General features: G+C 69.0%; 26 protein-coding genes, 4 tRNA genes and 1 pseudogene. 8 read left to right on the top strand and 23 right to left on the bottom strand.

Features of this window, described 5'->3' with window-relative positions; translation table 11 throughout:
• The first annotated feature begins 394 nt into the window (after positions 1 to 394).
• The 5 genes from HNR25_RS03410 to HNR25_RS03430 all read left to right on the top strand — a co-directional run bounded on the left by HNR25_RS03410 (position 395) and on the right by HNR25_RS03430 (position 1,372).
• The gene (locus tag HNR25_RS03410; protein WP_184633280.1) at positions 395 to 826 is read left to right on the top strand and encodes a roadblock/LC7 domain-containing protein; all 432 of its coding nucleotides are present in this window, start codon (positions 395 to 397) and stop codon (positions 824 to 826) included.
• Between the two features lie 159 nt (positions 827 to 985).
• Positions 986 to 1,057: transfer RNA gene (locus HNR25_RS03415), tRNA-Gly, on the top strand.
• A 44-nt stretch (positions 1,058 to 1,101) separates the two neighbouring features.
• Positions 1,102 to 1,173 (top strand) — tRNA-Gly (locus tag HNR25_RS03420).
• Between the two features lie 46 nt (positions 1,174 to 1,219).
• Positions 1,220 to 1,294 (top strand) — tRNA-Cys (locus HNR25_RS03425).
• Between the two features lies 1 nt (position 1,295).
• A tRNA-Val gene (locus HNR25_RS03430) sits at positions 1,296 to 1,372 on the top strand.
• A gap of 108 nt (positions 1,373 to 1,480) precedes the next feature.
• On the opposite strand, the gene HNR25_RS03435 is transcribed toward HNR25_RS03430, so the two are convergent.
• The 20 genes from HNR25_RS03435 to HNR25_RS26380 all read right to left on the bottom strand — a co-directional run bounded on the left by HNR25_RS03435 (position 1,481) and on the right by HNR25_RS26380 (position 20,662).
• The gene (locus tag HNR25_RS03435; RefSeq protein ID WP_312862332.1) at positions 1,481 to 1,840 is read right to left on the bottom strand and encodes a hypothetical protein; all 360 of its coding nucleotides are present in this window, start codon (positions 1,838 to 1,840) and stop codon (positions 1,481 to 1,483) included.
• A gap of 255 nt (positions 1,841 to 2,095) precedes the next feature.
• Positions 2,096 to 3,538, bottom strand: a complete 1,443-nt coding sequence (locus tag HNR25_RS03440; RefSeq protein WP_184633281.1) for an aldehyde dehydrogenase family protein — start codon at positions 3,536 to 3,538, stop codon at positions 2,096 to 2,098.
• Positions 3,539 to 3,817: 279 nt separating this feature from the next.
• Positions 3,818 to 4,900: a LuxR C-terminal-related transcriptional regulator gene (locus tag HNR25_RS26735; RefSeq protein WP_184633282.1), complete on the bottom strand. Its 1,083-nt coding sequence runs from the start codon at positions 4,898 to 4,900 to the stop codon at positions 3,818 to 3,820.
• Between the two features lie 243 nt (positions 4,901 to 5,143).
• Positions 5,144 to 6,283 carry an alpha/beta hydrolase family protein gene (locus HNR25_RS03450; protein ID WP_184633283.1) on the bottom strand — a complete coding sequence of 380 codons (1,140 nt, stop codon included), beginning with the start codon at positions 6,281 to 6,283 and terminating at the stop codon, positions 5,144 to 5,146.
• Between the two features lie 53 nt (positions 6,284 to 6,336).
• Positions 6,337 to 7,530 (bottom strand): NAD(P)/FAD-dependent oxidoreductase, encoded by a 1,194-nt coding sequence (locus HNR25_RS03455; protein WP_184633284.1) that lies wholly within the window; start codon positions 7,528 to 7,530, stop codon positions 6,337 to 6,339.
• 1 nt (position 7,531) lies between these two features.
• Complete coding sequence (locus tag HNR25_RS03460) at positions 7,532 to 7,735, bottom strand: ferredoxin (protein ID WP_221457423.1); 204 nt, start codon at positions 7,733 to 7,735, stop codon at positions 7,532 to 7,534.
• A 35-nt stretch (positions 7,736 to 7,770) separates the two neighbouring features.
• Positions 7,771 to 8,970, bottom strand: a complete 1,200-nt coding sequence (locus tag HNR25_RS03465) for an amidohydrolase family protein (protein WP_184633285.1) — start codon at positions 8,968 to 8,970, stop codon at positions 7,771 to 7,773.
• Positions 8,967 to 9,554, bottom strand: coding sequence for an amino acid synthesis family protein (locus tag HNR25_RS03470; protein WP_184633286.1), 588 nt, complete (start codon positions 9,552 to 9,554; stop codon positions 8,967 to 8,969). The genes HNR25_RS03465 and HNR25_RS03470 overlap by 4 nt, the downstream gene beginning before the upstream one ends.
• Before the next feature lie 216 nt (positions 9,555 to 9,770).
• Complete coding sequence (locus HNR25_RS03475; RefSeq protein ID WP_184633287.1) at positions 9,771 to 11,063, bottom strand: TRAP transporter large permease; 1,293 nt, start codon at positions 11,061 to 11,063, stop codon at positions 9,771 to 9,773.
• A 65-nt stretch (positions 11,064 to 11,128) separates the two neighbouring features.
• Positions 11,129 to 11,635: a TRAP transporter small permease gene (locus HNR25_RS03480; protein WP_184633288.1), complete on the bottom strand. Its 507-nt coding sequence runs from the start codon at positions 11,633 to 11,635 to the stop codon at positions 11,129 to 11,131.
• A complete protein-coding gene (gene dctP, locus HNR25_RS03485; RefSeq protein WP_184633289.1) occupies positions 11,635 to 12,837 on the bottom strand; it encodes a TRAP transporter substrate-binding protein DctP in 1,203 nt (400 codons plus the stop codon). Before dctP ends, HNR25_RS03480 begins: the two co-directional genes overlap by 1 nt.
• Before the next feature lie 296 nt (positions 12,838 to 13,133).
• The gene (locus HNR25_RS03490) at positions 13,134 to 14,789 is read right to left on the bottom strand and encodes a thiamine pyrophosphate-binding protein (RefSeq protein WP_184633290.1); all 1,656 of its coding nucleotides are present in this window, start codon (positions 14,787 to 14,789) and stop codon (positions 13,134 to 13,136) included.
• Positions 14,786 to 15,541, bottom strand: a complete 756-nt coding sequence (locus HNR25_RS03495) for an SDR family NAD(P)-dependent oxidoreductase (RefSeq protein WP_221457424.1) — start codon at positions 15,539 to 15,541, stop codon at positions 14,786 to 14,788. Before HNR25_RS03495 ends, HNR25_RS03490 begins: the two co-directional genes overlap by 4 nt.
• A 23-nt stretch (positions 15,542 to 15,564) precedes the next feature.
• On the bottom strand, positions 15,565 to 15,843 hold the full coding sequence (locus HNR25_RS03500; protein ID WP_221457425.1) for a hypothetical protein: 279 nt from the start codon (positions 15,841 to 15,843) through the stop codon (positions 15,565 to 15,567).
• Between the two features lie 21 nt (positions 15,844 to 15,864).
• Positions 15,865 to 16,380 (bottom strand): aromatic-ring-hydroxylating dioxygenase subunit beta, encoded by a 516-nt coding sequence (locus HNR25_RS03505; protein ID WP_184633292.1) that lies wholly within the window; start codon positions 16,378 to 16,380, stop codon positions 15,865 to 15,867.
• A 5-nt stretch (positions 16,381 to 16,385) separates the two neighbouring features.
• Entirely contained in the window at positions 16,386 to 17,702 is a 1,317-nt protein-coding gene (locus tag HNR25_RS03510) for an aromatic ring-hydroxylating oxygenase subunit alpha (protein WP_184633293.1), read from the bottom strand.
• A gap of 3 nt (positions 17,703 to 17,705) precedes the next feature.
• Positions 17,706 to 18,752 carry a dihydrodipicolinate synthase family protein gene (locus HNR25_RS03515; protein WP_184633294.1) on the bottom strand — a complete coding sequence of 349 codons (1,047 nt, stop codon included), beginning with the start codon at positions 18,750 to 18,752 and terminating at the stop codon, positions 17,706 to 17,708.
• 57 nt (positions 18,753 to 18,809) lie between these two features.
• Positions 18,810 to 19,655, bottom strand: a complete 846-nt coding sequence (locus HNR25_RS03520) for a DODA-type extradiol aromatic ring-opening family dioxygenase (RefSeq protein WP_184633295.1) — start codon at positions 19,653 to 19,655, stop codon at positions 18,810 to 18,812.
• Complete coding sequence (locus tag HNR25_RS03525; RefSeq protein ID WP_184633296.1) at positions 19,655 to 19,906, bottom strand: hypothetical protein; 252 nt, start codon at positions 19,904 to 19,906, stop codon at positions 19,655 to 19,657. The genes HNR25_RS03520 and HNR25_RS03525 overlap by 1 nt, the downstream gene beginning before the upstream one ends.
• A gap of 243 nt (positions 19,907 to 20,149) precedes the next feature.
• Complete coding sequence (locus HNR25_RS26380; RefSeq protein ID WP_184633297.1) at positions 20,150 to 20,662, bottom strand: lantibiotic dehydratase; 513 nt, start codon at positions 20,660 to 20,662, stop codon at positions 20,150 to 20,152.
• On the opposite strand from HNR25_RS26380, the pseudogene HNR25_RS27010 reads away from it, so the two are divergent.
• Positions 20,646 to 20,904 (top strand): annotated as a pseudogene (locus tag HNR25_RS27010) (IS481 family transposase); the annotation flags it as partial. The gene HNR25_RS26380 and the pseudogene HNR25_RS27010 sit on opposite strands and share 17 nt — an antisense overlap.
• Here the strand turns inward: HNR25_RS27010 and HNR25_RS03535 are convergent.
• The 3 genes from HNR25_RS03535 to HNR25_RS03545 form a co-directional block, all read right to left on the bottom strand.
• Entirely contained in the window at positions 20,901 to 21,680 is a 780-nt protein-coding gene (locus HNR25_RS03535) for an SDR family NAD(P)-dependent oxidoreductase (protein ID WP_184633298.1), read from the bottom strand. The pseudogene HNR25_RS27010 and the gene HNR25_RS03535 sit on opposite strands and share 4 nt — an antisense overlap.
• Before the next feature lie 335 nt (positions 21,681 to 22,015).
• Positions 22,016 to 23,380: an FAD-binding oxidoreductase gene (locus HNR25_RS03540; RefSeq protein ID WP_221457426.1), complete on the bottom strand. Its 1,365-nt coding sequence runs from the start codon at positions 23,378 to 23,380 to the stop codon at positions 22,016 to 22,018.
• Positions 23,381 to 23,544: 164 nt separating this feature from the next.
• Complete coding sequence (locus HNR25_RS03545; protein ID WP_184633299.1) at positions 23,545 to 24,474, bottom strand: LLM class flavin-dependent oxidoreductase; 930 nt, start codon at positions 24,472 to 24,474, stop codon at positions 23,545 to 23,547.
• A 378-nt stretch (positions 24,475 to 24,852) separates the two neighbouring features.
• Here HNR25_RS03545 and HNR25_RS25630 point away from each other — a divergent pair, with 378 nt between their 5' ends.
• Complete coding sequence (locus HNR25_RS25630; protein ID WP_246463512.1) at positions 24,853 to 25,119, top strand: helix-turn-helix domain-containing protein; 267 nt, start codon at positions 24,853 to 24,855, stop codon at positions 25,117 to 25,119.
• A gap of 69 nt (positions 25,120 to 25,188) precedes the next feature.
• Positions 25,189 to 25,743: a TetR/AcrR family transcriptional regulator gene (locus HNR25_RS03555; protein WP_184633301.1), complete on the top strand. Its 555-nt coding sequence runs from the start codon at positions 25,189 to 25,191 to the stop codon at positions 25,741 to 25,743.
• Positions 25,744 to 26,058: the final 315 nt, after the last annotated feature.

The following is a 26,058-nucleotide window of genomic DNA, read 5'->3' on the forward strand; positions in this document are numbered from 1 at the left end:
GCTGCGCGATCGCCCCGCGCACGCGAACCGCGCCGGTCCGCATCCTCAGATCCTGCCACTTCGGCGGCCTCCGCGCGGGCGCGCCGCGACGGTGCCGCCGGCGCCGCATGCGCGCCGAGCCCGCGGACGCAAGGGCAGTGACCGGCTTTGGCCGCACCCCTATGCGTACAGGCCACCACGGGTAACGTAACCAATCGCACCGGTACCCGTCCTATCGCACTAAGTAGCCACCCGTCCGACACGCCGCAGCAAAGCGACTGGACGTGTCACGAATGGCTATCATCTGGGCAACGCTTATGAGGACCCTCGCCCCCGGGGGTTCCGCGGACGCATACGCGCCCCTGATCCCGGGGGCGGCGCGGTCCGCCCGAGACGACGACGGATCAAGAGAGCTATGACCTCACAGAGCACCGCCCCCGGAGAGTTGAGCTGGCTGCTCGACGACCTCCTCACCCGCGCACAGGGAGCCCGCCACGCCATCGTCCTGTCCACGGACGGTCTCCTCATGGCGTCCTCCAGCGCATTGGACCGCTCCAGCGCCGAGCATCTGGCGGCGATCACCTCCGGTCTGCACAGCCTGGCGGCAGGGGCGGGCAAACAGTTCAGCGCGGGCGAGATCCGCCAGACCATCGTCGAGATGGACGACGCTTTCCTGTTCGTCGCCGCCGCCGGGGAGGGCGCGTGCATGGCACTGCTCTCCGAAACCGACTGCGACGTCGGCCTGATCGCCTACGAGATGAACAAGGTGATCGAGCGGGTCGGCCAGTACCTCACCGCACCGCCCCGTCCGGACATGCCCACTACGCCGGCCCACGTCGAGCGCTGATCCGCCGCAGGTCCCCACAGGCGGTGCCGCGCGCCCGCACCGCCTGCCCTCCGCCTGCGGACCCGTGCGGATCCGATTTCGTGTGCACGCCGGTTATCCGCTAGAGTTCTAACCACAGCGAAGGAGGCGCCCCGCCCCGAGCGGGACACCTTCCTCCGCGCGGACGTGGCTCAGTGGTAGAGCATCACCTTGCCAAGGTGAGGGTCGCGGGTTCGAATCCCGTCGTCCGCTCGGCGTGCACAAGCACGGACAACCGTGGGTACGCTCATGGGTACGCGGACGTGGCTCAGTGGTAGAGCATCACCTTGCCAAGGTGAGGGTCGCGGGTTCGAATCCCGTCGTCCGCTCGGAGTAGCCGTAAGGGGTCGCATCGGACCCTCGGTCACGGCTCGCGGCGGAGTGGCCGAGTGGCTTAGGCAAGGGACTGCAAATCCCTGTACACGGGTTCGATTCCCGTCTCCGCCTCCACGGGCGGTTAGCTCAGTTGGTTAGAGCGCTACCTTGACACGGTAGAGGTCACAGGTTCGAATCCTGTATCGCCCACCAGCAACATCGCAGGTCAGGATGGGTCTCTCAGATCTGTCCACGGACGGCGTCAGCCGCCGTGGGAGACATCTGGGAGGTCATCTTTTTTCCGGGGGTTCGTCGAGACCCTCAGGCGGCCTCGTCCCGGTAGTGCTCATCGCCCACCTCGGGGACGAACGGCGCCAGTTTCCGTCGCTCCTCGTGATCGATCCCGGTGAGACTCTCCTCCCACCGGCGGGTCAGCGCCTGAAGGATCCGGGTCTTGGTCTCGGGCGTGACGTGTTCGTAGACGTCGGCCATGCCCGGCATCCGATACCCCAGCCGCGCCGCCCGGCCGACGTCGGGGATCCCGTCGTCGGCCAGCCAGGTGCGGTGGGTATGGCGCCCCTCGTTGAACGTGAAGCCGGGCAGGATCGGCCCGCGCAGCCACGCCTGCCCACTGGTGGGGCCCCCGTCCCAGGCTTGACGTTGATCTTGCTCGTGTAGCACCCGGTGCGGTGGGCTCGGGTTTCGCCACCCGGCGTCGGCGCTGCTGCTTTTCCCTACATCCAGGCCGCCGCCCGGCCTGGGCCGAGGCCGCCCGGTGGGCCTGAGCCGCCGGCCCCGGAGTCCGGTGCGCACCGGGCGGCCGCGAACGCCCGCGGCGCCGGAGACGCCCTGGGGTCGGACGCACGCAGTCGACAGCGGGCAGCAGAAACGCAACGAAGCACGCCCAGCGGGAACGACTCACCCCGGGCCGTCCTACTACAGCGCTACTCCGGGGAACGCCAGGACGCGCGGCTCGGTCAAGTCGGCCATTGCGGCCGACACCCCCTCGCGGCCCACGCCCGACTCCTTCACGCCGCCATAGGGCACGTGTTCGGCGCGGACGCTGGGCACGTCGCCGATGACCACGCCGCCGACATGCAGCCGGGTGAGCGCGGCGAACGCGGTGTCGCTGCGGTGGGTGAACACCCCGGTCTGCAACCCGAACCGGGAGTCGTTCACCCGGTCGAACGCCTCATCGGATCCCTCGACCTCGTCGATGGTGACGACCGGGCCGAATACCTCCTCGCAGGCGATTCTGGCCGTGGGCGGCACGCCCGTGAGCACAGTAGGCGCGTACTCGGCACCGTTGCGGCGCCCACCGGTGCGGACGCGCGCACCGGCGCCGACGGCCTCCTCGACCCATGCCTCCACCCGGCGGGCTGCGTTCTCGTCGATGAGCGGTCCGACCTCGGTCTGCTCCTCGCGCGGGTCGCCTGTCCCCAGCGCCGCGACGCGCCTGACCACACGTTCTGTGAGTTCTTCGCCGACCGATCGGTCGGCGAAGACCCGCTGCACCGCTATGCAGGACTGCCCGGCCTGGTAATTGGCGAACACCGCGATGCGTTCCGCCGCCCGGTCCAGGTCCTCGGGCGTCGACCAGTCGGGGCAGACCACCGCTGCCGCGTTGCCGCCCAACTCCAGGGTGACGTGCTTGTGCGGGACGGCTTCCCTGATCGACCGGCCGACCGGTCCGGACCCGGTAAAGGACACCACCGGCAGGGAGGGATCGGCGACCAGAGCCGGCATACGGTCGTTCTGGACGGGCACAACCGACCAGGCGCCGGAGGGCAGTCCCGTCTCCGCCAGCAGTTCCCCCAAGAGCAGCGCGCTCAGCGGCGCGCCCGGGGCGGGCTTGACGATGATGGGGGCGCCGACGGCCAGCGCCGGGGCGACCTTGTGCGCCACGAGGTTCAGGGGAAAGTTGAACGGAGTGATGCCCAGTACCGGTCCTCGCGGGAACCGGCCGACGAAGGCCGCCCCGCCCGGGGACTGGGGGTCGGTGTCGAGCCGCTGCCACTCTCCGCCGAACCGGCGGGCTTCCTCGGCGGCCCAGCGAAACACCGATGCGGCCCGGCCGGCCTCCGCCCGCGCCCAACGCAGGGGTTTTCCGTTCTCCGCTGTGATCAGGCCGGCGATTTCCTCGCTGCGTTCGGCGATTCTCCCGGCCACGTGGTTGAGGGCCTCCGACCGCTCCGCGGCACTGGTGCGGGCGAACGGTTCGCCGGCGGTACGCGCGGCCGCGACCGCTTCGGCCACGTCGGCCTCGGATGCGATGGCGACGCGCGCCACCGAGGAGCCGTCGTAGGGGTGGGTGACCGGAATGGACTCCGTGCCGCGGCGCGCGGTGCCCGCGATCCAATAGGGAACCGGTGTTGTCATGCCGTCCTGCCTTCGGGGGTGCTGAGAATGTGCGGGCGCATGGGGACTGGGCGGTTCAGCGCCCGGCGCGGACGGCTCGCGGCGGTGGGGTTCGGGCAGGACACGGGTGGATATCTCCTGGATGAAGGGTGGGCCGGAACAGTGGCGCGAGGGCCGGACGCGGTTGTTCCGGCCCTTGGCTAGAGGAGGCTCTGCCCAGGAAGGTGGAGCCGTTTCCCGGGCGGGGACCGGGCCGTCGGCTGCGGTCTCCGGCCGATCCCGCCGGGGTGGGGGGCGAACTCATTCCCCGGGAACGGGCGACCGTTCGCGGGAGGACCAGATGAGTTGGACGAGTTCGGCACGGTTGTGCACGCTGGTCTTGGCGAAGATTCGTTTGAGGTGCTGCTTCACCGTGTTTTCGCTGACGAATGCTTTCTGCGCGATGTACTTGGTCGTGAGCCCTTGGCTGACGAGTGCGGCGATTTCCTGTTCCCGGGGAGAGAGTACCCCCCATGCCGGAAGTTCCGCGGACTCGTCGTCGACGACCTCATACAGCAGGCTGACGACCGAGCCCTTGACGGAATCGCGGTAGGACCGGACGATGATCTTCCGCCCGGATGCGTCGTCGCACACATTCGTGGTCCCGGTCTGCCCGCCGGATTCTGAGAATTCGGCTATCGCGCCGTCGACGAGGCTTTCCAGGTTAACGGGACCGTAATTTCCCGATGCACCGTGCAGGAACCCCATAATACGCTTTGCGCTGCGGTTGGCAAACAGCTTCTTTCCGTGGATGTCACTGACGACGACACCGTGCGGGAAGCGGTCGAGTGCCCCGTGGACCAGATACGCGTCCTCGACCAGTCCGCTCGCCCTGCGGATGCGTTCGATCGCCAGGCTCAGGTGTTCGCTGATGAGCCGCGCCAGGCTCAAGTCCTCTTCGCGGAAAGGCCGCCCGCCGGTTGCGCGAGCGAAGTTGATGGTGCCGACCACGCTCCCCGACTCGGTGATCGGGGCTTCCAAGGAGAAGGAGAGGCCTTCGCTGAGCAGGATCGATCTCGCTGCCGACGAGTGCCACCGCAGCGAACTCAGCATCACGTGGGAGTCTGCGGGGAGACCGTGCGCGAGAACGGCCTCCAGCACCGGATCGTCGCGGCGCCCCTGCTCCTCGTAGGTGTGCATGAAGACGTCGCTGAGAGTCGACGACCGCTCCAGTGGCGGGTCCGTGTCAGCCGCGAAACGGTAGAACCCGATTCCGTCGGCCGGGAGCACTTCCTCCACGGTCGCGAAGTAGACGTCTCGAACGTCATCGATCGTCTGCGTGTCGTTGAGTTCGCGGGCGAATTTGAAGAATCCATTGTCAGTGAGGTCGACTTTTCCACTCACCGGACCACCCCCAATTTGCCGACCGAAGGGCTACCCTGGCCAAATGCTACCCGATCCGACGCAGCAAACATTAACGTTTGGGAAACGAATGTCGACTTTGCATTCCCGTTACCCGGCTACCCGCGCCCCATACCGGGACGCGGGTAGCCCGAGAAGCCCGGAAAGCCCGCAGGAACAGCGGGACGCAGCGGGTCTCCCGCCGGTGCCGGCGGAGCTCCCGCCCCGGAAGGGCGGATCTCCGCCTCAGATCCTGTGCAGCATCCAGTCGGCCAGCCTCGCCGCCGCGACGGCCAGGTAGTCGTAGTTGCAGTGCAGCGAACCGGCTCCGCTGTAATAGTCGACGGTCACGTCCTCGACGGTCAGCGCCGCCTGGAAACGACGCGCGCCTTCGATGTCCATGATGATGTCGTTCTCACCGTGCATGACGTATACCGGTACGTCCAGCTTTTCGGCGACGCCGTCGAGGGTGAAACGGGCGAGCTTCTCGCGGGCCTCGGCGTCGTCCTTCGTGCCGGACAGCCACTGGAGCTGCTCCTGCAGCGGCGGGTAGTACTCGTAGAAGTCCGTCAGGATGCTCCAGGTGCCGCACCACGCAGCCACGGCCTTGACCCGGGGCTCGAAGGCCGCCGCGCGCGGCGCGTAGTACCCGCCGAAGCTGACTCCGGCGAGGCCGAGGCGGTCCATATCGATGTCGTCGCGCTCAGCCAGGAAGTCGAGGACGGCCTTCACGGGGACCTCGTAGTCGTGGCGGCTGTACATCTTCTTGAAGCGCAAGGAACTGCCGCGCCCGGGGGTGTCCACCATGACGACGTTCATTCCGCGGGCCGGGAACTCGGTCCCACCGAGGAAGTACAGTTCCTCTGCCCACGAGTCGGCGCCGCCGAGCATGAGCACCGTGGGACGCTTCTGGCCGGAGGCGTCCGGGCGGACGACGTAGCCGTCCATCGTCTGGCCCTCGAACGGCACGCTGATCCGTTCGATGAGTCCGCCGGTGAGCTCCGCCGCCTTCTGGAAGTTCCGCGTCCCCTCGGTATAGGCCTCGTTCCTGCGCGGATCGGTGGAGGGGAGGAAGAACTCGGAATGGCGCCAGTAGCTCATCGAGCGGAACAGAGCGCGGCGGCCGGTGGTGATGTCGCCCGCTTCCAGGGCGGCGCGGCCGGCCTCCGCAGTCTCCTTGGCGGTCCGGCTCCACTCCTGCTGCCAGACCTCGGTATCGGTCGTCTGCGTACCGATACGGGCCGCCGTGCGCGCACACTCGAACAGGTCGGATCCCCCGACTGCGACCTGGGCGAGGAGGCGCATCGTCTGCAGCGACCAGTCCTCGTGCTGGGGAAACAATTCGATGATGGACAGGGCGTCGCCCTGGAGTTCGGTCTCGGTCACGTCTACTCCTCTTGGTCGTTGCGGAATGGTTCTCGCGGACGGTTGACGGGTCCTCATCCTCCGATCCGCGACGGCGCTTCACCGACGTCGTCCCAGCGGACCTGGTCGCGGATGGCGGTACGGTAACGGGCCAGTTCGCGGGGCGCGTTGACGCACACCGCACCCCTCACCAGCCCGTCGCGCCCGTACAGCGCCACGAGCCTCTCGTCGTCGAACTCCTTGACGGCGACCTCGCTCGCCGCGGTCGCGCGCCCCACGAAGCGCATCCGGGCGTCGTACTGGTCGGTCCAGAAGTACGGGACCGCGCTGAAGGCTTCCCCTTCGCCCAGAAGGGTGTGGGCGGCGCGCCGCCCCTGTTCGACGGCGTTCGTCCAGTGCTCGACGCGGATCTCCTCGTCGAACAGCGGGTTGTACCAGCGTGCGACGTCGCCTGCTGCCACCACACCGGGCACCGAGGTCGACAGGTCGGAGTAGCAGAGCACCCCGTTGGCCGTCTGGACGCCGCTGCCGTCGAGCCACTCGGTGACCGGGCTCGCCCCGACCCCCGCCGCGACGACGTCGGCGTTGACGGTGCGCCCGTTGCTCAGCGTGAGAACGGCGCCCTCACCCTGGCGCTCGATCGTCTCCACGGTGCACGTGCAGACGATCTCCACCCCGTTGCGTGCGTGCAGGGTGCGGAACCAGGACCCGACTTCGTCGCCCAGAGCACGGCCCAGTGGGACCTGCCCGACCTCGATGATCGTCACGTCGAGCCCGAGGTGCCGGGCGGTCGCGGCGATCTCCAGCCCGATGAACCCGGCTCCGATGAGGACGAGGTGCCGGCCGGGGCGCAGGCGCTCGCGTAGCCGCAGACTGTCCTCGATCGACCGGAGGACCTGGACGGGTGGGGCGTTCTCCGTGCTGGGCAGGCGGCGCGGCCGTGAACCCGTCGCGATGACGAGGCCGTCGTATCCCGCTCTCGTGCCGTCGTCGAGCAGGATCGCGCGCCGCGCGGTGTCGAGCCCGACGGCGGCGCTCCCGATCCGGGTGGTTATGGCGTTGTCCGCGTACCACTCGGGTGCGCGAAGGCCCAGCCTCTCCATCGCCACACCGCTGATCAGCGCTTCCTTGGACAGGGGTGGCCGGTCATAGGGCAGTTCGTTCTCCGCTGAGATGAGCGTGACGTCGCCCTCGAACCCGCGCTCCCGGAGCGCCTCAGCGGCGTGCACTCCGGCCAGCGAACCCCCGACGACGGCGATCCGCCGCATGCTAGGAACTCTCGATGGAGATCGCACGTGCGGGGCATCCTCGTACGGCCGCCTCGGCCTCGGCACGGCGGTCCTCGGCCGGGGTCTCGTCCAGAAGCACCGCCTTGTCGGTGCGGTCGTCGAGGTCGAACAGCCCGGGGCTCTCGATCAGGCAGTTCGCGTACCCCTGGCACGCGTCCGGATCGAGGACCAGCTTCATTCCCATGCGGTGTCACCTCCGTGACTGACGTCCTTCGAGGCTCAGTGAGCGCTCGATTCCAGGTGCGGGATCCGCGGCGCGACAGGTGCGCTGCGCGCGGAAGCGGGGGTGTTGCGGCTTCTCAACGCGCGAACGCCGCCCGCGGTGATGACCGCGGAGATTCCCGGGATGTCGCCGACGGCGAGCGCATCACGCGCGCTGCCGCGGGTCGATCCCCACGGTGCGTCCATGACGACGAGGTCGCCCGCCCGTCCCGCGGCGACCACGCCGGCGGGCAGGTTCCATGTGCGGGCGTTGTTGCCCGAGGCGGCCGCCCACACGAGCGCGGGGTCCAGTCCGGTCAGCGACGCGAGTTCGGCGACGGTCTTGATCACCCCCAGGGGCATGACGCCGGTGCCGGTGGGCGTGTCCGATCCGATGACGACCCGGGACAGGACGTCCTGCCGGGCCGCGCGTTCGAGGATCCGCACAGCCGATCTGAGGTTCCCGGCTTGGACCAGTTGGAGCGCCATGCCGGTCTCGTCCATGATCGTGTCGACCCCGTCGGGGTCCAGCGATGTCGGTCCGCCGTTGATGTGACCGCACACGTCCGGCGCCAGCGCCAGCAAGTGCTCGGGCGTGATCGGCTTGCTGCCCGGGATACTTGCTCCGCCCGAGTGGCACATGACCGTGATGCCGTGCTGTTTGGCCCACCTGACTTGGTCGGCCCCTTCAGCGGGGTCCATGTAGCGTCCGAAGCCGAACTTCGCGAGGACGACGCCGGCCTCCTCGAGTTCGGCGAAGTCGCGCTCCTGGAGCGTCGGCTCCAGGACCACGGAACCGGCGTGGACGGTCATCCCGCCGGGATGGAAGTTCTCGAAGCAGGCCCGTGCGGCGATGGCCAGCGCCTTGACGCCAACTGCGGTGTGCGGGCGTCCCGGTGCGTGGATCTCCCCGGGACTCACAACGCTGGTTATCCCGCCGTGGACGTAGCCGGCCAGGAAGTCGACGGTCTTCTGCCGCGGCGTGTAGTCACCGAGCACGACGTGGCAATGGGAGTCGATGAGTCCCGGCGCGATGGTCGATCCCTGTGCGTCGACAACGGTGTCGGCGCCCTCGATCGCGGTTCGCAGATCCCGCGCGTTGCCGACGCGGCTGATCACGCCGTCGGTCACGACGACGGTGTCGGCTCCGTCCACGATGGGCGCTTCGATGTCGCCCGAGAAGACGGTGGCGGCCCCGGTGACGGCGAGCGTGTTCATTGCGCCCCGCCCTTCTCAGCGGCCTCGGCCACGCTCATGCCGCCGACCCGCGCGTTGAGCCGGCCGCGGTTGGCCACCACGGCGATGATGACGAGCTCATCCGGGTGGGGCGCGTCGGGAACGCGGATCTGCACGCCGTCGTAGTGGCTGCGCACCCAGACGTCGTCCTTGTAGGCGGTCGGTACGTCGATGACGTCGCCGGCGGCCGCGGGTTTGGTCATGGAGGTGATCCAGGCCTTCCCACCGCCGATGGCCTCACGGAAGGCGTTGCCGAAGACCGAGGTCAGGGCCGCGTTGACGTGCTCCTGTTCCCCTTCCGAGCCCACGAGTCCGCCCTTGCCGTAGCTCTCCGCCGGCTCCCCGAGAAGGCGGGCGGCCTCCACCCCCAGGGACCGCCCCACCTCGCCGGAGGCGCCGATGACGGCGGAGAGGTCGTCGACGTACCCCCGTCCTGCATACGGGTTCCGGACAACCGCGCAGACGGCGACCCTGCGCAGTTCCTTCCCGTCCGAGCTGCCTGCCGACGAGCGGATCTCCTCGATCTGGGCAAAGGTCTTTCGGACCTCAAGCGGCGAGTCGGCCACGGGACCGCCTCCTTCTCCATGGTGTTCGCCGGTTTCGTCACGACCGGCTGCGGTGATTACGACGACGCTACGGCGGCTGTGGCCTCGGCAACATCACCCGGTCGGGTAGTTCCGGGGCATGCGGGCGGCGGTGCCGCGATCCGGGGCCGAGGGCATGCCGAGTCCGGGGAGCGGCGGCCCCCTGGCGCCGCGCCCCGGTCGGCCGGGGGCGGGGACTCAGCCGACGGCGAAGAGGATCGCCTCCGGCCAGGCGATGAGGACCGCCAGCGCCACGGCGAACGGGATCAGGAAGGGGAGCGTCCCGCGGAACACCGTCACGACGTCCAGGGACGTGTCCAGCCCTGAGGTGATGAAGGCGTTGACGCCCACCGGCGGGGTGATCGCGCCGATCGTCGTCACCAGGATGACGATGACCGTGAACCAGACGATGTCGTAGCCCAGTCCCGTAATCAGCGGGAACAGCAGGGGGATGCTGATGACGAGGAACCCCAGGGCGTCCATGATCGCGCCGCCGACCAGGTAGATCGCCAGGACGACGAGCAGGACGACGATGGGCGCGACCGGCAGGTTCGCCACCCGTTCGGCCAGTTCGAACGGCAGCCGGCTGAGCGTGAGGAACCGGCCGAATACGATGGCGCCGGCCACCAGCAGGATCACCATCGCGGAGATCCGCAGCGTCTCGATGATCGACGTCCAGAACACGGCCCAGGTCAGGTTGCGCCCTATGAGGCCGAGGACGACGGCTCCGAACGCCCCGACCGCGGCCGCCTCCGTCGGGGTGAACAGACCCGCGAAGAGTCCGCCGATGGCGACGACGAAGAGCACGCCGATCTGGACCACGCCGGGCAGGGAGGCGAATCGCTGCCTCCAGGTCGTCCTCGGTCCGGGCGGCCCCAGCTCCGGTTTGAGTCGGCACATGACGAACACGGTGGCGAGCAGCAGCAGGCCGACGAGGATCCCCGGAACGAGGGCGGCCTGGAAGAGCTTGGTGATGGACTGCTGGGACTGGACCGCGACGATGATGAGCGCGGTCGAGGGCGGGATGAGGATGCCGAGAGTCCCGCCGACCGCGACCGCTCCCCCGGCCAGCCGCCGACTGTAGCCGTACTTCTTCATCTCGGGCAGGGCCACCGCGCCGATGGTCGCGGTCGAGGCCGAGTTCGATCCGGAGGCGGCCGCGAAGCCGATGCTCGCGGTGATCGTCGTTGCGGCGACGCCGCCGGGAAGGTGCCCCACCCAGGTGTAGGCGGCGGCGAAGAGTTTCTCGCTCATCCCCGTACGGAAGACGATCTGGCCCATGAGGATGAACAGCGGTACGACCGCCATCGTGTAGCTGGAGAACTGCCGGTAGATGTCCGCCGCCATCAGGTGCTGTGCCGCTTCGACGTCTTCGATGGTCACGACGCCGACGAATCCGACACCGAGCATGGCGAAGGAGACCGGCATCCGGAGGAAGAGGATGCCCAGCATGATGACGATGCCGAGGATCGCAATGAGTGTCGGTGTCACGGGATGCTCCGTTCAGCGCGGGGGATGAAGAGTCGGGGGCCGGGGAGCCGGTCCGTCGGCGGGCTTCACCAGATGTCCGCTTCGGCCGACGGAGAGCGCCATGCGCGGGCGACGCGTTCGAGGTCGCCGACGAGGGCGGCGAGCATGCCGAGGACGCCGACCAGGACCACGCCCACCAGGGGCCAGTGCATGACGCGCAGCGCCTCGGTGGCGGAACCGGTCGCGTACATGGCGCGTGCGTAGTCGGCCAGGCTCAGCGCCAACTGGGTGAACAGCGCAACCGAAGCGATGGTGACGACGGCCGCAATGGCGATGCGGACGCGCCGGCCCATCCTGCCGGTGAGGATGTCGACGGCGACGTGCGACTTGTGGACTTGGGCCTCGCCGAGCGCCATCGCGGTGATCACCAGGGCCGCCATCGACACGAGTTCGTAGGTGCTCTGGATCGGGGCCGAGAACGCCCGCAGCACGATGTTGGCGATGAGCAGCAGCATCATCGCGACCAGTGCCGCGCCGCCGATATGGGCGAGGGAGCGCGCGATCCGGTCTGTCACAGCGACGAGCTTCGTCATCACGGGGCCTCCGGTCCGAGTTCCGCGGCGTGGTGGTCGGCCAGTTCGCGCATGCGGTCCAGCACCTCCTGGGAGTCGAAACCTGCATCGGAGTGCCGGGTGACCCAGTCGTCGGTGACCCGGTTCATGCGCTCGTCCAGCTCTTGGCGGACCTCCGGTTCGAGGCCGGTGGTCTCCACGCCGTGCTCGCTTTGCGCCCATTCGAGGGCCGTGCCGACGTTCTCGGTGTCGTGGAATTCCGCGGCGAAGAGCGACATCTCCTCGCGCAGGTCGAGGATGGCCTTCTGGACATCCCCGGGCAGGTCCTCGAAGGCCTGCTTGTCCATGACGGCCACGAAGCTGTTCGAGATGCCGAAGGGGTAGTCGGTGACGTATCGGACCTGCTCGGCCAGCGAGAAGTCCCGCAGCACCTCGCGTGAGGACACGTAGCCGTCGATGGCGCCGATCTGCAGGTTCTCCGCGACGTCGGACATGGACAGGCTGAGCGGCGTCGCGCCCATGGCCTCCAGCATGGGGATCGTGGCGCCGGAGCTGCGGAAGTTGCGCCCGGCGGAATCCGAGAGGCTATGGACCGGGGTCTGGGTCTGCAGGTAGGCCGGTTCCGTAGTGAACGCGCTGATGATCTCGTAGTCGTCGAACTCCGCGGGTTCGTACTCGAGCAGCAGGTCGAGGAACGTGGCGCTGCCGACGCGGGCGTTCTCGATCCCGATCGGCTGGTTGATCACCGAGGAGAACGGGAAGCGGCTGCTGTCGTAGGCCGGGGAGTCCATACCGATGTCCACCGCGCCGGCGGAGACTCCGCTGTAGATGTCGCCCGCGGCCATCAGGGTCCCACCGGGATAGGTCTGGACCGTCACCTGCCCGTCGGTCTTCTCCGCAAGCCGGTCTGACCACTCCTCCATCTGCACCGCCGGAAACGACGCGGCCGGCGCGAAGAACGCGTAACTCAACCGGATCTCGTCGCCGGGGGCGATTGCGGCGGCGTTCCCTCCGCCGCCCGTACACGCGGTGAGCAGAAGTGCGGTGCCCGACGCGGTGATCGCCGCGGCAAAGCGGTTCCTTCGGGACATCTCGATCTCCAGGGGTGTAGCCGGCGAAAAGCGGTGGGAACGAGCGGGAGAGGCGGCGAGGTCCGAGCCCCGTGCCGCAGCGAGCTTGGTGAGGAACATTACGCACCACGGACCGATCTGGTCGTGACCCATACGGGTACAAAGTAGGACCGAAATCACAGCAGCCAGGAGTCGATGACGACACTGCGTGCCCGAAACGTTGGCGGCCCGTGCATGCCGCGACGGCGATGAGGGGCGCCGCCTGCGGACGGTCACGGTGAGGGACCGCGGGTGGCCGAGCCCCAGCCCAACGGATCGGGTGCCCGCCGGCGGCCCGGCGACGCGGGACCACCGCCACCCGCTCCACCGGCGCCCACGAGCACCGGTGAGCGCAGGGCCGGGCACCGCCGCCGCAGGCCCGAGCGTCCGCGGCGCGGGCGTGCGGCGGTTCAGTGGCCGGCGAAGTCCTGATCGGCCCAGGGGCCGACCACCGTCGGATCGATCCGGACGTCGAGGACGAGAACACCGCGCGGTTCGGCGAACCAGTCGGCGGCCTGCGCGAGGTCGTGCTGCTCCCGGACCGTCACGGCGCGCGCGCCGGCGCCCCGGGCGATCCCCGCGATGTCCGCGTCGGGGAACCGCACGAGGTCGAGTCCGGAACCGTGGTGGAAGAAATGGTGGACCTCTGCGCCGTAGGCGCGGTCGTCGTAGACCACGACCAGGACGTCGAGGTTCAGGCGGACGAGGGTCTCGAGTTCCGATACCGCCATGAGGAACCCGCCGTCACCGGTGGCGAGGACGGTGAGCCGGTCGGGTCGGGCCACGGCCGCACCCGCGGCGGCGCCCAGGCCCAGCCCGATGGACTGGAACCCTGCGCTGGTGAAGACGAACCCGGCGGGGTCGGGCACGGACCACCCCATCGCCGGCCAGCCGATGAAGTGGCCGCCGTCGAGCACGACCGAGCGCTCGGCGGGCAGCATCTCCTCCAACCGGGCGGTGATATCGGCGGGATGGCAGGTGCCCTCGGATGCGCCCTCGGCGGAGGGCCGGGGCGCAACCGGGGCGGCGGATCGTTCGACCGGGCCGAACCGGCTTGCGCCGGGACGGTCGCCGACCTCGGCCAGCAGCGCGCATACCGTGGCGTCGGCGTCTGCGACGATGCCGACGTCGACGTGTCCGTTGCGGCCGAGGGCGCTGTGTTCCCGGTCGATCTGGACCACCTTGACCGGACCGCGGAAGATCGTGTCCCCGCGCGTCGTCCAGGTCGTGAGCGTGGCGCCCAGCGCCACGATGAGGTCGGCGGACTCCAGCGTCTCCACCGCGGCGGGGTCGGAGAACCCTCCCGCGATACCCACGTCCCGGGGGTGTCCGGTGAACATGCCCTTGACGACCGCGGTCGTCGCGAGGCGTGCCCCGACCCTGTCGGCGAGCGCGGCGGTCGCCGCGCGGGCGCCCGACAACCAGGCGCCCCGGCCCGCGAGGAGGACGGGACGGCTGGCGGACAGCAGGTCCTCGGCCAGTTCGGCGAGGACGTGGGCCGCCGGTTGCGGACGCCCCGCAGGCTCCAGGACCGCGACCGGGTCCTCGGGGGAGAGCGCGGTGGCGGCCTGCACGTCCAGCGCCATGTTGAGGACGACCGGACGCTGCTCGTCGATGGCCCGGCGAAAAGCGCGGGCCGTGTCGGCCGTGACCGTGTCGGGCCGGTGCAGATGCTCGGCCGCCCCGCCGGCGGCGGTGATCAGGGCGGCCTGTTCGAGGTAGAAGTTGGAACGGGTCATGCCGGCCGATGTCGCCCCCGCGATGACCACGACCGGGCTCCGGCTCTTGGCGGCCTCCGCGAGTGCCGTCAGGGTGTTGGTCAGGCCCGGCCCCTGGTGGACGCTGCAGGCGGCGATCCGCCCCGTGGTGCGCCAGTGCGCGTCGGCCATGGCCAGGGCACCCGCCTCGTGGCGGGCGCCGGCGAACCGCGCCCCGCTTCGGACGAGCGCGTCGGTGGCGACGAAGTTGCCGCTGCCCACGACCCCGTAGACGGTGTCGATCCCGCAGGCGGCGAGCGTCGCCCCGACCGCTTCGGCCCCGTTGGAGGCCCTTCCGGTCACGCTCATGCGGCACTCCCGGCATCGGTGTTGATGACGATCCCGGTGACGACCCGGGCGGCGCTCGGATCGGCGAGATAGGCGTAGGCGCCGCTGTGGTCCTCCGGCCGCGGCGTGACTCCGAGGACGTTGCTGCGGGCGATGCGTTCGTCGCGCCCCGCTATCCGGTCCGCCGTCGAATCTTGGCCGAGCGACCGCAGTCCGCCGAAGCGCGTGCCGCCGGTCCCGCCCGGCGCGACACCGTTGACCCGGACTTCCGGTGCGAGGTCGGCCGAGAGGTGGTCCACGACTCCCCGCAGCGCCCACTTCGAACTGCCGTAGAGCACGCCGCCGCCACGCGGGCGGTACGCCGACTCCGACAGCGTCAGCGTCACCGAGCCGCGGGCCGCCTTCAGCGCCTCATAACACACGTTGACCGCCTTCAGCGAGCTGAGGACGTTGGTGCGCCACATTTCCTCACCCGCCGATTCCAACTCGGCCGCGGTGAGGTCGCGCACAGACACGTAGTTGTCGAAGACCCCGACACAGGCGGTGAGGTGGTCGAGGCCGCCGCCGTCGTTGCGCGCGGCGGCCAGCGTCTCGGCCAGGGAGTCGCCGTCCATGGCGTCGCCGACGACTACCCGGAGGAGGTCGCCGCCGAGGCGGCGCAGCGCGTCGGCGTGCTCGTGGGATCGCTCCAGCACCGTGACGCGGGCCCCGAGGGCGAGGTAGCGCCGGCAGACGGCCTGCCCGATACCCGATCCGCCCCCGGTGACCAGCATGCTCAGTCCTTGCAGGCCCCCGTTCACGGTGCCGGGCTCCGCGCCAGCAGGGACGTGATGAACTCCGGTTCCTGGTAGCTCAGACAGTCCAGCGCGACCGCGTCGAAGCGGACGCAGGTGTTGTGCTTGGGCGAGAAGATCTCCAGCCGCATCCCGTTGCGGGTGTGGACTTTGCGTACGACGACGTCGACGAACTCGTTGGCCACGACGATGGGGCCGTCGCCGCCTCTGTCGCGCGGGTAGTGGAGAACCTCGCCGTCGTCGGGGTTCTCCGCCTCTGGTGTGGGAACGGCTTCATTCATAGCTGCGCTCCTTGGTTCTGGTCAGAGGAGGATCGACAGGTTGTGCCCGTTGATGACGGACTGGTCGAGCACGGCGTAGCGCCGCGCCAGCAGCAGTCCGCCGTCCACGCGGCGGACCGTGTCCGTGCGGGCGACCGAGTAGAAGTTCGGTTCGATGCTGTCGCCTCGGCTCCGGTAGATGAGGCAGTTCGACGACACGACGAGTTCGTCCTCCCGTTCGCCGGGGTCGGCCACGACGTTGGCGACGTAGTGGCGCGCGCGTGACGGCGGCTGCTCCGCCCAGGCGAAGTCCGTCTCCAGCCGCTCGACCCGCAGCGTGAGCGTCTGCTTGTCGTCGTCGAAGATCCTGGACGTCGGGGAGACCTCCCACTCGGCCTGGTCCTCGCGGGTCACCCGGAGCGGCACCTCGTAGCGGACGTCGTCCGTCAGGCAGTCGAGCCAGTCCCGGAAACGGCGTTCGTCGAGTGCGCGGGCTTCCCGGTAGAGGAAGTCGGCGACGTCGAAAACGGTGTCGCGGTCCGGTTTCGTCGATGCCATGCCGATCACACCCGCCCGGTCATGTAGTCGGACCACCGGGACCACAGGTTCCGGAAGTTGGAGTCGTTGACGTAGGGCGTGACCACGTGCCCGGGCCCGGGGAAGTCGGGGTCCCGGGGGCTTTCCATGCCCATGACGTAGGGGAACTCGATGTTTCTGGCCATGGTCGACCCGGCGGAACGGGTCACGCGCGCCCAGTTCTCCAGGTCGTCCTGCTCGAAGGTCCCCGCCTGGGCGAAGGCGAGCGTGTAGGCGCGGTAGGCCTCCCGCTTGTACTCCTCCGAGGCGTCCTTGGGGACCAGGCACCAGGAGTACATCTCGGTCTTGCCCGGACCGATCGGGTGGTAGAGCCGCATAGTCACGAACCGCACGCCCGTCTGCCCCGGTATGACACTGAACGGCTGCATCAGGAAGGACAGGTTGGGGAACACGGTTCCGACCGCGGTCCGGGTCTGGGAGAAGACCTCGACCTGCTGCGGCGACAGGCTGTGCCGCATCTCCTCGGCGAGTTCCTCGGGGAACCCGGCGAAGGGCGGGAAGCCCGGCGTGTGGCCGAGCCCGATGCCGTGCCCCTTCCCGGGGATGCTCGCCGCCCAGCCCTGGCCGTGCGTCGAGCCCGAGGAGGCGAAGTAGCCGAGGTTGAACCCGAACTGGTGGGCGACCGGGGTGTGGTAGCCGTCGCCCGAGAAGTTCTCGGCGGCGATCTTCCAATCGGTCTCCGTCACCCAGTGGTCGGGGGGACCGTGCACCTCGCTGCCGGAGGAGCCCTGCTTGAGGTAGAGGTCCAGGTAGAACTGGAACCCCCCGAGGTACTCGTCCAGCGGCGGCGCGTCCGGGTCGAGCGTTCCGAACAGCAGGCCCGCGTAGGTATCGGTACGTACTTTGACCAGGCCCCAGTCGCGCTTGTCGATCCTGCCCCCGTAACCCTCCTTCATGTAGGGGACCCCGACGAGCTCTCCGGAGTTCTTGTAGACCCATCCGTGATACGAGCAGCGGAAGTGGGAGGCGTTGCCCATCTCGGATTTGCACATCATGTTGCCGCGGTGGCGGCACATGTTGAGACTGGCGTGGATCTCCCCCGACTCGGCGCGGGCGACGATGAGGTTGTTGTTCGCTATATAGCGCGTGACGTAGTCACCGCGGTTGGGGATCTCGGACTCGTGGGCGAGAAAGCACCAGGCCTTGGAGAACACGCGGTGCTGCTCGATGTCGAAGATCTCCTGGTCGTTGAAGACCCGAGCCGGGAACCGCCCTTCGGCGATGCCGTCTCTGATGCCTTCGAGGCCCGCTTCGACGCCGGTACCTGTGGGCTGCGTCGCCATGGCTCACACCTTCTCGGCGGTCCGGGACGAGGAGGCGCCCAGATGCGCCTCGATTTCGGCGGTGATCTGCTTGTAGCGCTCGACGTGCTCCTGCGTCGTCTTGTGGTGGGCCTCGGGAACGAGGTCCTCGGTGTAGGGCACCCGGCTCTTGCCGACGTCCATGTAACCGGCGGCGTTGACGCGGATCTTCTCGAGGGGGACGTTGTACTTCGCGAACTCGAAGAAGTCCTGTCCGACGATGAAAGGCTCGTGGGCCCACCGCAGGCGCTCCGTCAGCCAGCGGGCGTCCTCGGTGCGCCCCTCGCGCAGGGCGTCGCGCAGTGCGAGGACGGGAGCCGGTCCCATGGCGGTGGTCGACGACCACGCCATTCCGACCAGGTCCTCGCCGTACATCTCCCAGGCCGGGAACCAGTCGGTCTCGATCGGCATCAGGGGGAAGCTCGTCTGCGTGTGGGCCATGTCGTTGTGGTAGCGGAACCCGACCGAAGCGCCTCCGGCGTACTTGACCGCCACCACCTGGGGCAGTTCCACGAGGGTGCGGTAGACGGAGCGCGGGATGACACCCCCGAAGGCGGCCGTGTTGTCGTAGACGACGATGGCCATTTCGGGCACCGCCTCGGCAACCTGCCGGTAGAACCTTTCCATGATCGGCGCGACCATGTCCCCCCACATGGGGCGGCCGAGCAGGGTCCCGGTGACTCCGAGGTCCGCCAGGAACCGCATCCGCTCGATGGTGTCGCGGGTGTTGAGCGTGGTGGCGCCGACGAAGACGGGGAAGTCGGGGTTCTCCGACTGCGCAGTCTCGGCGACGCAGGAGGCGTAGGCCTTCCACTCGTCCAGGGTCAGCGTGTGCATCTCGCCGAGCGTGCCGTTGGTGGCGATCGCGTCCACCCCGTCGCGGATGAGGGACCGGATCATGCGCTCGGTCTCTTCGAGATTCACCGTGTTCTCGGCATCGACCAGGTCCGCTCCCGGGAGCGCGGGGGTAGGGGGATAGGCCATGACGCCGCGCATGTCGCGACCGGTCACCTTGGGAAGTCTGCTGATCATGGGGTCACTCACCTTCTACTCGGTGTTGAACGGCGAACTCGGGGGCACGGACGGGTTTTACAGCCGCGCGGCCGCGACCGCGGTCCCGGTGAGCCACTCGGGAACCGGCTCGTAGGCCAGGACGTCGAACGGCACCTGGACCGCGCCCGCCGCCACGAGCCACGTCCGGATTTCGTGGGCGCCGTTTCCGGCGGCGTCGATCTCCTCGGCGGTGTAGGAGAGGAGGCGGTTCTCGTCGGCGTTCTCGAACCGGTCGATGAATTCGCGGTCGAACTCCTCGTTGACCTTGCCCGACTCCGGAAGGCCCACCCAGTGGGACAGGCCGCCCGTGCCGACGACGACCACCCGCTGGGCCTCAGTCTGCGCCTCGACCGCGCGGCGGATCATCCGTCCGAAGTCGTGGCAGCGGCTCACGGTCGGCCAGGGCGGGTTGACCCCGTTGACGATGATGGGCACGAGGGGGTATTTCGACTCGGGATCGAGGTGTTTGAAGGGGACGCAGAAATTCTCGTCGAACTCCAGTCCGCCTTCCACCAGGGCGGGGTCGAAATCCGCCTGCAGGGCGAACTCGTACACGTGCCGGCCGAGTACGGAGTGTCCGGGGTACTGGCGCTGCGTGACGTTGAGGAATTCCCCCATTTCCTTGGTGACCGGCCCCAGATACGAGTCGCTCGTCGCGACGGCGAACGCCGGGAGGTTTCCCAGGTGGAAATTGGTGAAATGCTCGACGGATACGGCGATGATCGCGTCGGGCGCGAGTGCGTCGATTCGCTTCTGAACCTCGGTGAACGCCGATTCCACCGCCTCGCGCTTAGCGGGCTCCGCACGTTCGGGCCATGCCGTGATGCCGGGTGAGTGCGAAGCGGTAAAGGCACCCACGACACGTCCGGTGGTCTCGGCCATCAGTTCTTCTCCCCCCGTATCTGGGCGTAGTAGTCAGCACGGTCAACCTTCAACTGGATCGCGCAGAAATAGATCAGGTAGGGGTTGAACCCGCGCTCGTGCATGGCTTTGAAGTCGAGTCCGCGCATAGCCGCGCGGTCTCCGCCCGCGATACCGTAGGAATCGAGTATCGGGTCCGGGTCTGCGAGGTACCGTTCCGCCAGGTCCGGGTCCTTGCGGATATCCCACAGCAGTTTGTGGAGGCTGTACACCGGATCACCTTCCTCGTTCCTCTGATGGCATTGCGTCGACACGGCATGGCTGCGCCCCGCCAGTCGATATCCGCTGTGGACGGCCCTCCTGCCGGCTCGCAAAGCGCAAGCTCCGGGTTGCTGACCAAAGCCTAAGGAAATGCTGCTGCCCGTCGCGTTACCCTTTCGGGTAGTTTTCCGCGAGGAGGCTGGCCGTGCTCCGGCGCCGGGCGACTCCGCGGGCGGCGCGGCGGGTTCGAGGCTCTATTGCACGGCGCGGGGTTCGGGGTGATTGCGATCCGGTTGCTGGCCGGCCACTGCGACGTTGGCGGCCAGGGACGCGGCACTGCCGACGATCAGCAGGGGCCAGGGCAGCGCTCCCCCGCGCCGGCCCTGGCGGGCGTCGCTGAGCAGGGACATGGATGCGGCGACGATCATGCCGTCCGCCGACAGCGGGAACAGGCCGGCGCGCCAGGCGGAGTCGGGACGTGCCGCCGCCGAGCCTGGTTCCTGGGTCCGGACTCCGGCATGGGCCCCGATGCGCATCGGGGCCCCGCCGACGAAGAGCCCGAACGGCGTGGCCCTGCTGTGCATACGCAGCAGGTAGCGGACTACCGCCCCCACCGCGCGCCGCACGCGGCGCGGCCGGACGACGTGCCCGGCACACACCGCGTCGACGCGTCGAACCAAATGAGGGCTGGCCAACTCGACGGCTTCGACGATCGCCTCGTCGGCCCACACCTGCTGCAGCCACTCCCGCCAAGAGGTCGGCCGCATCCCCGACGGCGGGGAATGGCGCGTGCACGGCCGCGACTCCGCCCGGACACGAGCGGCCGACCGGGCCGAGAGCGCCGGGGCAGCGGGGCGCCGGGGCGGCGGGGCGGCGGGGCGGCTACGTCTACCTCCACTCCGCCGTGGACGGGTTCTCCCGCCTGACCTGCAACGAGGCACGGGGCGACGAGAAGGGCGCCGCCGCGGCCGCCTTCCTCGCCCGGGCGAAGGTCTCCGCTACGGGTCACATAGGCACGACCGCGGTCTTTCCGCCGTCCACAGTGAGCGTCGCGCCGTTGATGTAGGAAGCCTCGGGTGACACGAGGAACCGGACAGCGTTCGCGACGTCTTCGGGGGCTCCGCCACGTCCGGCAGGCAGCGAGGCGAGGTAGGTCCCGTACATATCGCGGATGCCCTCGTTCGCCGGGCTGAGGATGAACCCGGGATCGACGGAGTTGACCCGCACTCCGCGGGGACCGTATTCCGCGGTCCACGACTTGGTCATCATGGACAGCGCCGCCTTCGAGGCCTGGAAGGCGGCCGTGCCGGCAGCGGCCATCGAGGTGCTCAAGCTCCCCACGTTGACGATGGCTCCTCGACCGCGTCCGGCCATCGCCGGGGCGAAGGCGCCCGTCAGCATGAACGGCGCCTTGGCGTGCAGGTTGAAGGCCGCGTCATACGTCTCTTCCGGAGTGGACTCGGTCGGCGCGAAAGCCCCTCCCCCGGCATTGTGCACCAGGACGTCGAGCGGTCCGTCGATGACGTCGCGAACCTGCGCCACCAGACCGCGCACCGCTGCGGAATCGCCGAGGTCGGCAACCGGATCGAAGGCGCGGCCACCGGCGGCCTCGACGGATCGGCGCGTCTCGGCGGCCCGGTCCCGATCACGACCCGTGACGATGACCGAGTACCCGTCCGCGGCCAGGCCGACTGCCGTCGCATGACCGATTCCGCTTGTCGAACCGGTCACCAGTGCCCACGAAGAACCTGGTGCGGAGACCCTCGAGTGGCTGTGCTCGCTCATTTCTGCGTTCCTCTCACATTCCTCATCGGAAGATCACGCGGACGATCCACGTGATCGTTCTGCTCTGCAGATGTTTCAGCCCTGGGGTTCCCGCGATTCAGCCCCGTACGGGCTGACGTGGAGTGATCCCGATCCGTGCCGCAGGGGCTCTGGCGACCTGCAACACCCATGACAACCACCATCGGCCCCACAGCGCCGCCGGCGATCGACCTCCGGCCTCACGTCTGCACGGCTCGGTCGGCGGGGCCGGGGCAATCCGCCCGGAGCGGCTCCGGAGGGCCCCGGTCCGACCGAACCACGTGCGGGACTGCGGGGAACATGACGGGTCTGAAGCGCTACGCGGGCACGTCGGGCAAGGGAAGCGGGGTGGCGGTGAAAACGCGATCCGGGTCATAGGCGTCTTTGGCGGCCACGAGCCGATCCGCGTGGGTGCCGTAGGCGTGGGCGATCTGCTCGTGCTGCCCCGGGGCGAGAAAGTTCGGGTAGCCGCCGGGGAGGGCGTGGGGTGCCACGTCAGTGCTCACGCCGTCGACCCACTTCCGGTACGGCTCCGGGTCCTCGTCCGGCCCACGCCCGGCAGAGATCTCGAGTACGACGTGGCTCTCGCGCTGACCGAAGGCGGTGTCATCGGTACCGACACGTGCGGCGGCCCCGTGGAGCGGGCGCAGCCCGATTCCCGCTCCCGGCCCTGGGCGCGCTTCCATCCGGGCGGAGAGCAGCCCGATGAGTTCGGGCGTCAGAGTGGCGACGGTGCGAGTGCGAATGTCCCAGTGCATTCCGTTGGGGACGTGCTGATCGAACTGTGCGAGCAGCTCTTTCTGGGACGTCGGAGCGAGGGTGTTGGCCACCGGCGTGCCCAGTCGTTCCACGGCGGCGAGCGCGGTGTCCGCTTCCTGCGGCGGACCCGACCAGGTGGGCACGGCGAGGAGGCAGGCTCCGATGTCGGGCATCCAGGTCATCTCGATCAGGACGTTCAGTCCGTCAGGTGCGCCGTCGATCAATTCCGCGTAGCGGGCGAGTACGGTCTGCGCCTCGTGCCGGTCGAAGACGATCGTGCCGCCGACGAGGCCGCGGTCGGAGTGGAGGCGGACGCGCATTGATGTGACCACGCCGAAGTTGCCGCCTCCGCCACGCAGCGCCCACAGCAGTTCGGGATCGTCGTCGGTCGAGACGAGGCTGCCGTCCGCCAGGACGACCTCGGCGCCGAGGAGGTTGTCGGCCGCCAGGCCGGCCGTGCCGGTGAGCGGGCCGTACCCTCCGGCGAGGGAGAGCCCCGCCATGCCGACGACACCGGCGGTGCCTGTGGCGAGGTTCATGCCGTGCGGCGCGGCGGCTGTCACGACGTCGGCGGCGCGGCTTCCGCCGCCGAACAGGGCCGTGTCGCCCGAGATGTGCACGTCGCGCAGATGTTCGAGGTCGAGGACGAGTCCTTCCTCGCGCAGCGCGCGGCCGGCCCAGTCGTGGCCACCGCCGCGCACGGAGAGGCCGACGCCGGACTCCCGGGCCAGGGTGACCGCGGTCGCGGCCTCCGCGCTGCTGCGGGGACGTACGACCAGTGCGGGACGCACCGCCACGGCGGCGTTCCACAATCGCGACGCCTCAGCGTACTCACGGTCTCCGTGCAGATGGACGCGGTTGCTTCCCCATCTCTCAGCGAGCTGACGGGCCAACTCCCGAATGGGATCGACTGAAGACGTCATTCCCCTGACTTTCTGTCATGAGCGGATGGTTGTGAGCTGCCGGGTCGGTGGAAGCTACGACCGGGTCGACCTCGCTCCGGCGTACAGGCCGGCTGGAATCATCGGCGGCCTGCATCTGCTGCGATCGGACCGGGTGCACGCGTCTGTGCGGCACGATTCCGTGCTCACCCGGCGCTTGTCGCCGCACGCACGGCGGGCACGATCTCGTGAGCCCACCGGGAATGGGCCGCCTCCTTCTCGTCGGCGGCGTCGGCGCCCGAAAAGAACACGAAACCGTCCGCGCGGTAATCGTCGATCGCGGACACCAGTTCCTCGGTCCATTGCTCGACCGTGCCGCTCAGCCACGGGATCCCGTTGCTGTCGACACTGCGAGTGGCATCGACCGGGGTGTCGGTGATGGTCCCGAACACGTTGTGGACGGTGGCGATATCGGACGGGTCCCTGCCCGCCGCGACCGCGGCCTTGTCGATCACCGCCCGACTTTCCGCAACCGGGTCGCTACGCCAATTCTGGGCGCCGGCCGGCATCCAGGCGTCGGCGAGCCTTCCGGTGACCGCAAGCGATGCGGGCCCCATGGACCCGCTCCAGATCGGCGGCGTGGGCACCTGAGCGGGCGCCAACTTATCGACCTGGTAGAACTCGCCGTCGAAAGTCACCGGGTCCCCGCCGCCGGTGAGTGCCTTGAGCAACGTGATGCCCTCGGCGAGCATGCGCACCGCCTCGGCCGGTGTGCGGGGCTCGACCCCGAGCCTGACGATGTCGTCCCAAAAAACGCCCGCGCCGATTCCCAGCTTGATCCGGCCGCCGGACAGGGCGGACAGTCCGCTGACGGTCCTGGCCAGCGTCGGCGCCGGCCGACACGGAAGGTTGGTCATGGTCACCACTCCGGCCACGCTGGTCGTCGCCCCGAGCACGAATCCGAGCGTGGCGTAGGCGTCCAACTGCCCGCCGTGGTACGGGTGATCGGTCACCGTGACCACGTCCAGTCCGGCGCGATCTGCCATTCGCGCGTCCGAGACCAACTGATCGGAGTCGCCCGGACTCTCTTCCACTCCGTTGAACCCTGAATCAAGCCCTATACCGAAAAGAGCCATGCGTACCTCCTGGATAGGCCGGCTGGATCTGTCACAGCCCGTGTTTCTCCGCAGGCACAGTCCGGTACTCCGGGGTCACGGCCCCGTTGCCGGAGCGGGTACGCATCCGCCCGCCGTCCCGGCCCGCCCCGCGCAGAATGAGCGTTCATTCATCAGCGATTTGAGGCTAGCAGCCAGGAAGAGCCGGATGAGCTCAGCGAGGCTCGACGCGACCAGCTCGCCGACGGAGGAACCTCTCCCCCGCCGCTGACCTGGATGCCAAGGGGACTATGTGATGACCCACTTCTTCGAGGTCGACAGTGCCGAGGCTGCGGACGGCGCCCGCAGCGGCGTGCTCGACGACATGGGGATGCCAGCTGGGAGCCCGCCCTGCCGCGAGTGAAGAAGGCCGGGTGCACGCGCCAGGTCAACACCAACCCGGTGGTGATCCGCCGCCTGGCGGCCCAGCTGCGCACGTCCGGCCTGGCCGATTCACGGCGGGGAGCGGGGGCGGGCTCGGCCCTCTTCGTCCGACCCGTCTTCGCCATCCACGAGGCCTACACTTATAAAACGGATTTCAGACGCAGGACACGAGCCGATGCGTGGCAACCGATCTCCGCGGTCACCGACGGGCACCGTTCACTGGGATCCACGCCGGGGCGGTGAGAAAATGTGGATGCCACACCCGCCCACCGGTCTTCGTGAGATCGATTCCGTGAGGAGTGCAGCAGCGCCATGGCGAAGTTGACCGAACAGCACCTCCGCGACCGCCGGCAGGCAATCCTCGAGGCCGCCGCGGCACTGTTCGCTCAACAGGGGTTCTCGGATACGTCGATGGCCGACATCGTAGAGGCGTCCGGCGTCGCGACCGGGACGGTCTACCGCTACTTCGACAACAAGGACGCGGTCGTGATGGCGACGTGCGAGAGCGCGCTCGGCGTCCTTTTCGATGATCCGAGCGATAGTGAGCCCGTGCCGCTTGACCAGGCCATGAACGCGCTGGTGGCAGCTGCCACTACCCTGCGCCGCAGCCAGATCAGCAGCCAGGTGTGGGCCAAGGGGACGAGTTCGGCCCGGTTGCAGTCGATGATCGCCGAGCGACACGTCCGGGTGTGCCGGTGGTTGGCCCGATCGATCGACCGGACCTCCGGCGATCCCGGTTCGGCGGCCCAGCAGCGGGCCGAACTCATCGTCTGCGCGGTGAGCGGCCTTCAGATGCGGGTGGCGTCCGGTGTGGAGGTTGACATCGACGCTTTCCGCGCAGGGCTGTTCCAGATCGCGAGGTCCTGAGGCCAAGCTCCCGTCCCAAGCCGGGCGCCAGAACCGGGGGCCGAAGTTGCCGCGGCGCAACTGTCCGCCCTGCGAGCCGTATCCACGGTCTCCTCGGTGTTCGCGCCGTTCTCCACGACCTTCGTACAGGCGGTCGGCCCAGCCTTGGACCTCCAGGTGGTGGCTGAAGACGGCGATCAGCGGCCAGCGCCGCCACTGCGGCAGGATGTGGGAATCCAGGTAGGAGCGGTACGTGGCCCGGGTGTTGTCGGCCAGGCGCACCTGAACCCACCACAGCTCGGTGAAGGCGCCGAAGGTGATCTCTTGCTCCTGGGG

Source organism: Streptomonospora salina, assembly GCF_014204715.1.
GTDB lineage: Bacteria > Actinomycetota > Actinomycetes > Streptosporangiales > Streptosporangiaceae > Streptomonospora > Streptomonospora salina.

Excerpts from the sequence above, each read along its gene's own strand:
- HNR25_RS03410 (WP_184633280.1), top strand. The coding sequence starts at position 395 with ATGACCTCACAGAGCACCGCCCCCGGAGAGTTGAGCTGGCTGCTCGAC.
- HNR25_RS03440 (WP_184633281.1), bottom strand. The coding sequence starts at position 3,538 with ATGACAACACCGGTTCCCTATTGGATCGCGGGCACCGCGCGCCGCGGC.
- HNR25_RS03455 (WP_184633284.1), bottom strand. The coding sequence starts at position 7,530 with ATGCGGCGGATCGCCGTCGTCGGGGGTTCGCTGGCCGGAGTGCACGCC.
- HNR25_RS03460 (WP_221457423.1), bottom strand. The coding sequence starts at position 7,735 with ATGGGAATGAAGCTGGTCCTCGATCCGGACGCGTGCCAGGGGTACGCG.
- HNR25_RS03465 (WP_184633285.1), bottom strand. The coding sequence starts at position 8,970 with ATGAACACGCTCGCCGTCACCGGGGCCGCCACCGTCTTCTCGGGCGAC.
- HNR25_RS03480 (WP_184633288.1), bottom strand. The coding sequence starts at position 11,635 with ATGACGAAGCTCGTCGCTGTGACAGACCGGATCGCGCGCTCCCTCGCC.
- dctP (WP_184633289.1), bottom strand. The coding sequence starts at position 12,837 with ATGGGTCACGACCAGATCGGTCCGTGGTGCGTAATGTTCCTCACCAAG.
- HNR25_RS03490 (WP_184633290.1), bottom strand. The coding sequence starts at position 14,789 with ATGAGCGTGACCGGAAGGGCCTCCAACGGGGCCGAAGCGGTCGGGGCG.
- HNR25_RS03495 (WP_221457424.1), bottom strand. The coding sequence starts at position 15,541 with ATGCTGGTCACCGGGGGCGGATCGGGTATCGGGCAGGCCGTCTGCCGG.
- HNR25_RS03500 (WP_221457425.1), bottom strand. The coding sequence starts at position 15,843 with ATGAATGAAGCCGTTCCCACACCAGAGGCGGAGAACCCCGACGACGGC.
- HNR25_RS03505 (WP_184633292.1), bottom strand. The coding sequence starts at position 16,380 with ATGGCATCGACGAAACCGGACCGCGACACCGTTTTCGACGTCGCCGAC.
- HNR25_RS03510 (WP_184633293.1), bottom strand. The coding sequence starts at position 17,702 with ATGGCGACGCAGCCCACAGGTACCGGCGTCGAAGCGGGCCTCGAAGGC.
- HNR25_RS03515 (WP_184633294.1), bottom strand. The coding sequence starts at position 18,752 with ATGATCAGCAGACTTCCCAAGGTGACCGGTCGCGACATGCGCGGCGTC.
- HNR25_RS03520 (WP_184633295.1), bottom strand. The coding sequence starts at position 19,655 with ATGGCCGAGACCACCGGACGTGTCGTGGGTGCCTTTACCGCTTCGCAC.
- HNR25_RS26380 (WP_184633297.1), bottom strand. The coding sequence starts at position 20,662 with ATGCGGCCGACCTCTTGGCGGGAGTGGCTGCAGCAGGTGTGGGCCGAC.
- HNR25_RS03535 (WP_184633298.1), bottom strand. The coding sequence starts at position 21,680 with ATGAGCGAGCACAGCCACTCGAGGGTCTCCGCACCAGGTTCTTCGTGG.
- HNR25_RS03540 (WP_221457426.1), bottom strand. The coding sequence starts at position 23,380 with ATGACGTCTTCAGTCGATCCCATTCGGGAGTTGGCCCGTCAGCTCGCT.
- HNR25_RS03545 (WP_184633299.1), bottom strand. The coding sequence starts at position 24,474 with ATGGCTCTTTTCGGTATAGGGCTTGATTCAGGGTTCAACGGAGTGGAA.
- HNR25_RS03555 (WP_184633301.1), top strand. The coding sequence starts at position 25,189 with ATGGCGAAGTTGACCGAACAGCACCTCCGCGACCGCCGGCAGGCAATC.